Origin of the sequence: Erythrobacter sp. (assembly GCF_023653175.1) — a bacterium.
Taxonomy (GTDB): domain Bacteria; phylum Pseudomonadota; class Alphaproteobacteria; order Sphingomonadales; family Sphingomonadaceae; genus Erythrobacter.
The window spans coordinates 1-6,606 of sequence record NZ_JAMNXL010000194.1; the positions used below are offsets into that span (position 1 = coordinate 1).

The 6,606-nt window shown below is 64.3% G+C and carries 7 protein-coding genes and 1 pseudogene; 7 read left to right on the top strand and 1 reads right to left on the bottom strand.

Annotated features, from left to right (window positions below; all coding sequences use genetic code 11):
- The 5 genes and pseudogenes from NBV68_RS16515 to cysS form a co-directional block, all read left to right on the top strand.
- Nucleotides 1-309: pseudogene (locus NBV68_RS16515) on the top strand (cobaltochelatase subunit CobT); the annotation flags it as partial.
- 39 nt (nucleotides 310-348) lie between these two features.
- Complete coding sequence (locus NBV68_RS16520) at nucleotides 349-636, top strand: ribbon-helix-helix domain-containing protein (protein ID WP_296311879.1); 288 nt, start codon at nucleotides 349-351, stop codon at nucleotides 634-636.
- Nucleotides 633-932, top strand: coding sequence for a type II toxin-antitoxin system RelE/ParE family toxin (locus tag NBV68_RS16525; RefSeq protein ID WP_296311883.1), 300 nt, complete (start codon nucleotides 633-635; stop codon nucleotides 930-932). The genes NBV68_RS16520 and NBV68_RS16525 overlap by 4 nt, the downstream gene beginning before the upstream one ends.
- Nucleotides 929-1,591, top strand: coding sequence for a nitroreductase (locus NBV68_RS16530; RefSeq protein ID WP_296311886.1), 663 nt, complete (start codon nucleotides 929-931; stop codon nucleotides 1,589-1,591). Before NBV68_RS16525 ends, NBV68_RS16530 begins: the two co-directional genes overlap by 4 nt.
- A gap of 44 nt (nucleotides 1,592-1,635) precedes the next feature.
- Nucleotides 1,636-3,087, top strand: coding sequence for a cysteine--tRNA ligase (gene cysS / locus NBV68_RS16535; RefSeq protein ID WP_296311889.1), 1,452 nt, complete (start codon nucleotides 1,636-1,638; stop codon nucleotides 3,085-3,087).
- On the opposite strand, the gene NBV68_RS16540 is transcribed toward cysS, so the two are convergent.
- Entirely contained in the window at nucleotides 3,084-3,695 is a 612-nt protein-coding gene (locus NBV68_RS16540; RefSeq protein ID WP_296311891.1) for a 2OG-Fe(II) oxygenase, read from the bottom strand. The genes cysS and NBV68_RS16540 overlap by 4 nt on opposite strands.
- 86 nt (nucleotides 3,696-3,781) lie before the next feature.
- Between NBV68_RS16540 and NBV68_RS16545 the strand changes: the two genes are divergently transcribed.
- Entirely contained in the window at nucleotides 3,782-4,726 is a 945-nt protein-coding gene (locus tag NBV68_RS16545) for a D-2-hydroxyacid dehydrogenase (RefSeq protein ID WP_296311896.1), read from the top strand.
- Between the two features lie 168 nt (nucleotides 4,727-4,894).
- Complete coding sequence (locus NBV68_RS16550; RefSeq protein WP_296311894.1) at nucleotides 4,895-6,577, top strand: acetolactate synthase large subunit; 1,683 nt, start codon at nucleotides 4,895-4,897, stop codon at nucleotides 6,575-6,577.
- Nucleotides 6,578-6,606 lie beyond the last annotated feature (29 nt).

The following is a 6,606-nucleotide window of genomic DNA, read 5'->3' on the forward strand; positions in this document are numbered from 1 at the left end:
CACAGCCGCCTGCTCTACCGCCCCGAAGAACGCCGCATCCTGATGGTGATCAGCGACGGCGCGCCGGTCGACGATTCGACTTTGTCGGTGAACAGCGCAGGATACCTTGAGGCGCATCTGCGCGGCGTGATCGAGTGGATCGAGAAGGTCTCCCCCGTCCAGCTGGTCGCGATCGGGATCGGGCATGATGTGACGCGGTATTACAGGCGCGCGGTGACGATCATGGACGTGGAACAGCTCGGCGGGACGATCATGGAGCAGCTCGCCGAACTGTTCGAGGATGAGAAGGGCGTGAAGGGGCGGCGCTAGTGTTGCCCCGATCACACAAAGTATGATATTTGCATACGCATGAGCAAACTCGAACGCATCACTGTCACCATGCCCGCCGAAATGGCCGCCAAGCTGCGTGCGGCGGTGGAGCGCGGCGAATATGCCACCACCAGCGAAGTCGTTCGCGAGGCGCTGCGCGACTGGAGCGATGAGCAGGAACGTCTTGATCGCGACAATGCCGCCGTCCGTGCCATGCTCGATTCGGCGCGTGCAGGCGGGCGTATCCCGGCCGACGAAGTGTTTGCGCAGGTGCGCGAGCACGTGGCCAAGGTCGCCGCAGAAGAGTTGGCACGGCGCGACGCGTGAATTTTGACTTTACCCCGGATGCGCAGGTCGACTTGCTCGACATCGGTGAGACGATTGCCCGCGATAATCCCGAACGCGCTGCGAGCTACGTCGCTGAATTGCTTGACCGCACGGCGCAAATTGCTTGCCAGCCGACGCTATACCGCCTGCGCCCCGAATGGGGAACTGCGGTTCGGTCTGCCCGCTTTGGCTCCTATCTCATCCTGTTTGAAATGAGCGAAGAAGGCGTGACGATCCTGCGCTATCTGCATGGCCGCCGCGATATTGGCACTCTTATGCCCAAGGAACCCGAATGAACGTCACCGAAGCCGTCACCACCCGCCGCTCGATCCGGGCCTTTCTCGACAAGCCGGTCGATCTCGCCACCCTCACCCGCGTGATGGACAAGGCGCGCTGGGCGGCTTCGGGGTGCAATTACCAGCCGTGGGAGGCCTCGATTGTCACCGGGCAGCCGCTCAAGGACTTGCAGGCGAAGATGCTCGCCGAGGGGCCCAGGGCGGCCGAGTATGACTGGGCCGCGCCGGGGCAGGAACAGGCCTACAAGGCGCGCCTCGATGCAGTCTCGGCCGGCATGTTCGGCGCGATGGGGATCGCGCGCGAGGACGGCGCGGGGCGGATGGCGGCAATGGGTCGCAACACCACCAGCTTCGATGCCCCCGCGGTGCTGTTCGTCTATTTCCCGCGCCTGATGAAGGAGCCGCAGTGGTCCGATGTCGGCATGTGGCTCCAGACCGTTGCGCTGTTGCTGCGCGAGGAGGGGCTGGACTCCTGCTTTCAGGAATACATGGCGATCTTCGCGACCACGATCCGCGAATTCCTCGGCCTCGATCACGAGCGCTACATGTTCTTCTGCGGCATGGCGATCGGCTATCGCGACCCGGACGCGCCGGTGAACAACTTCGAACGCCAGCGCGTGCCGCTCGAGGAGCATGTGAAGTTCATCGGGTTCGAATGACCCGCCTTGCGCTCGGGTAAGGGATTGGGGCAAAGGCCCCGCCGATGACCGACGCGCCGCTCAAGCTGTTCAACTCGCTCACCCGATCGCTCGAGGTGTTCGAGCCCGTCCACCCGGGCGAGGCGCGCGTCTATTCCTGCGGGCCGACGGTCTACAACTACCCGCATATCGGCAACATGCGCGCCTATGTGTTCGCCGATGTGCTGGGGCGCACGCTGTCGTGGAAGGGGCTGAAGCTCACCCACGTCATCAACATCACTGATGTCGGCCACCTCACCGATGATGCCGACGCGGGCGAGGACAAGATGGAGAAGATGGCTGCGGAGAAAGCGCAGTCGATCTGGGACATCGCCGAGCATTACAAGCAGGCCTATTGGGCCGATGTGCGCGCGCTCAATATCCGCCAGCCGGCGCAGTGGACAGTCGCGACCGATTACGTTCCGCAGATGATCGCGTTCGCCAAGGGCATTGCCGAGAAGCACTGCTACGAGCTTGAGAGCGGGCTCTATTTCGATGTGTCGACCGTCGCCGATTACGGCCGTCTGGCGCGCGCCGTGACCGAAGATGGGGAAGGCCGGATCGAGACTGTCGAGGGCAAGCGCAATCCGCAAGACTTCGCGATCTGGCGCAAGACCCCGCCGGGCGAGACGCGGCAGATGGAATGGGATTCGCCGTGGGGCAAGGGCGCTCCCGGATGGCATCTCGAATGCTCGGTGATGAGCGGCGAGGTGCTCGGCTTCCCCTTCGACATCCACACCGGCGGGATCGACCACCGCGAGATCCACCATCCCAACGAGATCGCACAGAATCAGGCGTTCTGCTGCACGAATGGGTTAGACGAACCGAAGAATTCAGGCGCGAAGATCTGGATGCACAACAACTTCTTGGTCGAGCGATCGGGCAAGATGTCGAAGTCCTCGGGCGAGTTCCTGCGGCTGCAATTGCTGGTCGACAAGGGCTACCACCCGCTCGCCTACCGGCTGATGTGCCTGCAGGCGCATTACCGCAGCGAGCTGGAGTTCTCGTGGGAGGGGCTGGGCGCGGCGCTGACGCGGCTGAAGCGGCTGGTGATGTCTGCTGGCACGCTTGCAGACGTGACTTCCCAGCCCGAGGCCGAGCATCCGAAGTTCGCACCCGTTCTCGCCAAGTTCGATCAGGCGATGGCAGATGATCTGGGCACCCCGGTTGCGCTGACGGCGCTGGAAGATGCGCTTGCCATCAAGAAGGTCGATGCCGGGATCAAGCGCGCGGTGATCGAAGATATGGATGCGGTGCTGGGTCTGAACCTGTTCAACCTCTCCCGCGCCGACCTGCGCATCTGCCCAAAGGCAGCAACGATCACCGAGGCCGAAATCGAAGCCGCGCTCGCCCGCCGCAAGGAGGCGCGCGCCGCCAAGGACTTCGCCGCCTCCGACGCAATCCGCGATGAACTCGCGGCCCAAGGCGTCGAGGTGATGGACGGCGATCCGCTCGGCTGGGAGTGGAAGCTCGGCTAGGCCGGCTGCACCTGCGGGCGCACCAACCACGACACCAGCGCGAAGCGCGAGTCGGCGAAGCGGCCGTCCGGCAGGTCGACCGGCAGGATCTCGTGCGGGGCAAAAGAGGGAAGGGCGACCAGCCGGTCGCTGCGCGCTTCGATCACCTGAGGGTCATCGCCCGTCATCGGATAGACCACCAGATCGCCCCCGCCGAACGCGCGGGGATGATCGTGGAAATAGTAGATCAGCGTCACCACACGGTTCTGCGCCAGCATCGATCCGGTCGTGCTGGTTCCGGTGTCGATATGGCGGCCGAGATATTGCCCGTGACGATGCGCCACCATGTGCAGCTCGGTCGGCACCCGTTCGAACGCGCCCGCCCCGATTGCGGCGGCAATCCGGTCGTAACTCGCATCAAGGCCTGCATGAAACGGCGCCATCAGCGTGCCGAAGGGCCCGGGATAGGAGAGCGAGTCGCGCAATTGCGTCTCGATGATCTGATGCTTCTCGGTCGTATGCACCCGCGAGGGAGCGAATTCGGCCTGTCTGCCCACAGCAAATGCGAGCAGCCGTGAACAGGCTTCCGATCCGAGAAAATCGTCGATGATACAGACCGGGAAGTGCACGCGGCGAGCTTGCCTGCCGCCTGCGATGTCTGTCAAGCAAAGCTGGCATGGCTCGCTTTTCGGCAGTAATGATCCCGCCCATGACCATGCACCCGACGATTTTGGCCGTCTCCGGACTGATCCGCCCGATGCTCGAAAGCCGCTTGCCCGAGGGGCTCGACGTGCGCTGGTTCATGTCGCCCGAGGAGGCCGTCACCGCGGTCGCCGATGCGGAAATCGGCTGGTTCGACATGAACGACAAGGAGGCGATGGCGGCCACGCTGGTCGCCGCCAGGAAGCTCAAGTGGCTCAATTCGATCTATGCCGGGCTCGATTTCCTGCCGATGGACATGCTGATCGAACGCGGCATCACCGTCACCAACGGGGCCGGGATCAATGCCATCACCATCGCCGAATATGTGGTGATGGGGATGCTCACCATCGCCAAGGGCTATCGCGAGGTGGTGCGCGCGCAGGACCGGCATGAATGGCTGTTCGACAGCCCCGGCAAGCGCGAACTGGCGGGATCGAAGGCGCTGCTGCTCGGCTATGGCGCGATCGGGAAACTGATCAAGCCGCGCCTCGAGGCCTTCGATGTCGATGTGACGGTCGTGCGCCGCTCCGGCGGTGAGGGCACCCTCGGCCCCGACGAATGGCGTGCGCAGCTCGGCAAATTCGACTGGGTGATCCTCGCCGTGCCCGCCACGCCCGAGACCGACGCGATGATCGGCGCGAGCGAGCTTGCGGCGATGAAATCCGATTGCGTCATCGTCAACATCGCGCGCGGCGCGGTGATCGACCAGCCGGCGCTGGTCGCGGCATTGCAGGCCAAGGCGATCGGCGGCGCTTTCCTCGATGTCACCACGCCAGAGCCGCTGCCGGCGGACGACGTGCTGTGGACCCTGCCGAACGCCCATGTCTCGATGCACCTGTCGGGCCGCGCGCAGGACAAGATGTTTGTCCGCTCGGGCGAGCGTTTCCTCGACAATCTCGAACGTTACCTGCGGGGGGAGCCGGTTGCCCCGGTTTTCGACCCGAAGCTCGGCTACTGACGGCGGCGCGCGGCTGCGAATCCCGCTGGCGATCTGGCGCTTTTCTGCAATACTTGCCCTCGCAAACCGCCCATCACGGGGCGGTCACACGCGCACGCTATCGCCCGGGGAGGGGCATTGCGTGCGCCAACCGGCCGGGGGGCCGGGCTGTGCAATTAGGGGGAACACATGAGCGACACCAAGAAGGCATCGGACCTGTTCATCGAATGCCTCGAGGCCGAGGGCGTCGAGTATATCTTCGGCGTGCCGGGCGAGGAGAACCTCGACTTCCTTGAAAGCCTCTCGCATTCGACCAAGATCAAACTGATCCTCACCCGCCACGAACAGGGCGCAGGCTTCATGGCGGCGACCTATGGCCGGCACACCGGCAAGACCGGGGTGTTCCTCGCCACCTTGGGCCCGGGCGCGACCAACATGGTCACCGCGGTCGCCTATTCGCAATTGGGCGGGATGCCGACGCTGGCGATCACCGGCCAGAAGCCGATCAAGAAATCGAAGCAGGGCCGCTTCCAGATCCTCGATGTGGTCGCGATGATGAGCCCGATCACCAAATACGCCCACCAGCTGGCGAGCGCCGACAACATCCCCAGCCGCGTGCGCGAAGCGATCCGCCTCGCCGAGGAGGAAAAGCCCGGCGCGGTGCATCTCGAATTCCCCGAGGATATCGCCGAGGAACACACCACCAGCCGGCCGCTCGCCGCCAGCCTCGCCCGGCGTCCTTCTGCCGAGCAGAAGGCGGTGCGCCAGGCGGTGCTCGCCTTGGAACAGGCCAAGGCCCCGATCCTCGTCATCGGCGCGGGCGCCAACCGCAAGATGACCGGGCGGATGCTGCGCCAGCTGATCGACAAGACCGGCATCCCCTTCGTCACCACCCAGATGGGCAAGGGCGTGGTCGATGAACGCCACCCGCTCTTCCTCGGCTGCGCGGCGCTGTCGGCGGGCGATTTCGTCCACCGCGCGATTCAGGACGCCGATTGCATCGTCAATATCGGCCACGACGTGATCGAGAAGCCGCCCTTCTTCATGAGAAATGACGGCGAGGGCGCGGTCGGATCGGACAGCCCACCCACCGTGATCCACGTCTCGACCCGCACGGCCGAGGTCGACCCGGTCTACTTCCCGCAAGTGGAGGTGATCGGCGACATCGCCAACGCGATCTGGCAGATCAAGGAAGACATCGTTCCGCAGGGCAAGTGGGATTTCAAGCGGATGCTCGAATACCGCGCTGCCGAAGTCGCCCACACCGCGCCGCTTGCCGCCGACACGCGCTTCCCGATCTTCCCGCCGCATCTGGTGGCGCAGGTGCGCGGCGCGATGCCCGAAGACGGGATCATCTGCCTCGACAACGGGGTTTACAAGATCTGGTTCGCGCGCGGCTATTCGGCCTACCTGCCCAACACCGTGCTGCTGGATAACGCGCTGGCGACGATGGGGGCGGGGCTGCCGAGCGCGATGATGAGCGCGATGCTCTATCCCGACCGCAAGGTGATGGCGATCTGCGGCGACGGCGGGTTCATGATGAACAGCCAGGAGATGGAGACCGCGGTGCGCCTCGGCCTCAATCTCACCGTGCTGATCCTGCGCGATGACGCTTACGGCATGATCCGCTGGAAGCAGGCGAACATGGGCTTCAAGGATTTCGGCCTCACCTACGGCAACCCCGATTTCGTCAAGTATGCCGAAAGCTATGGCGCAATCGGCCACCGGGTGACCTCGTCCGAGCACCTCACCGATCTGCTCCAGCACTGCCTCGCCACGCCGGGGGTGCATCTGATCGATTGCCCGGTTGACTATACCGAGAACGACCAGATCCTGAACATCGACATCAAGCGGCTGTCGAAGGAGCTGTGATCATATGTTCCCCTCCCGCGCGCGGGAGG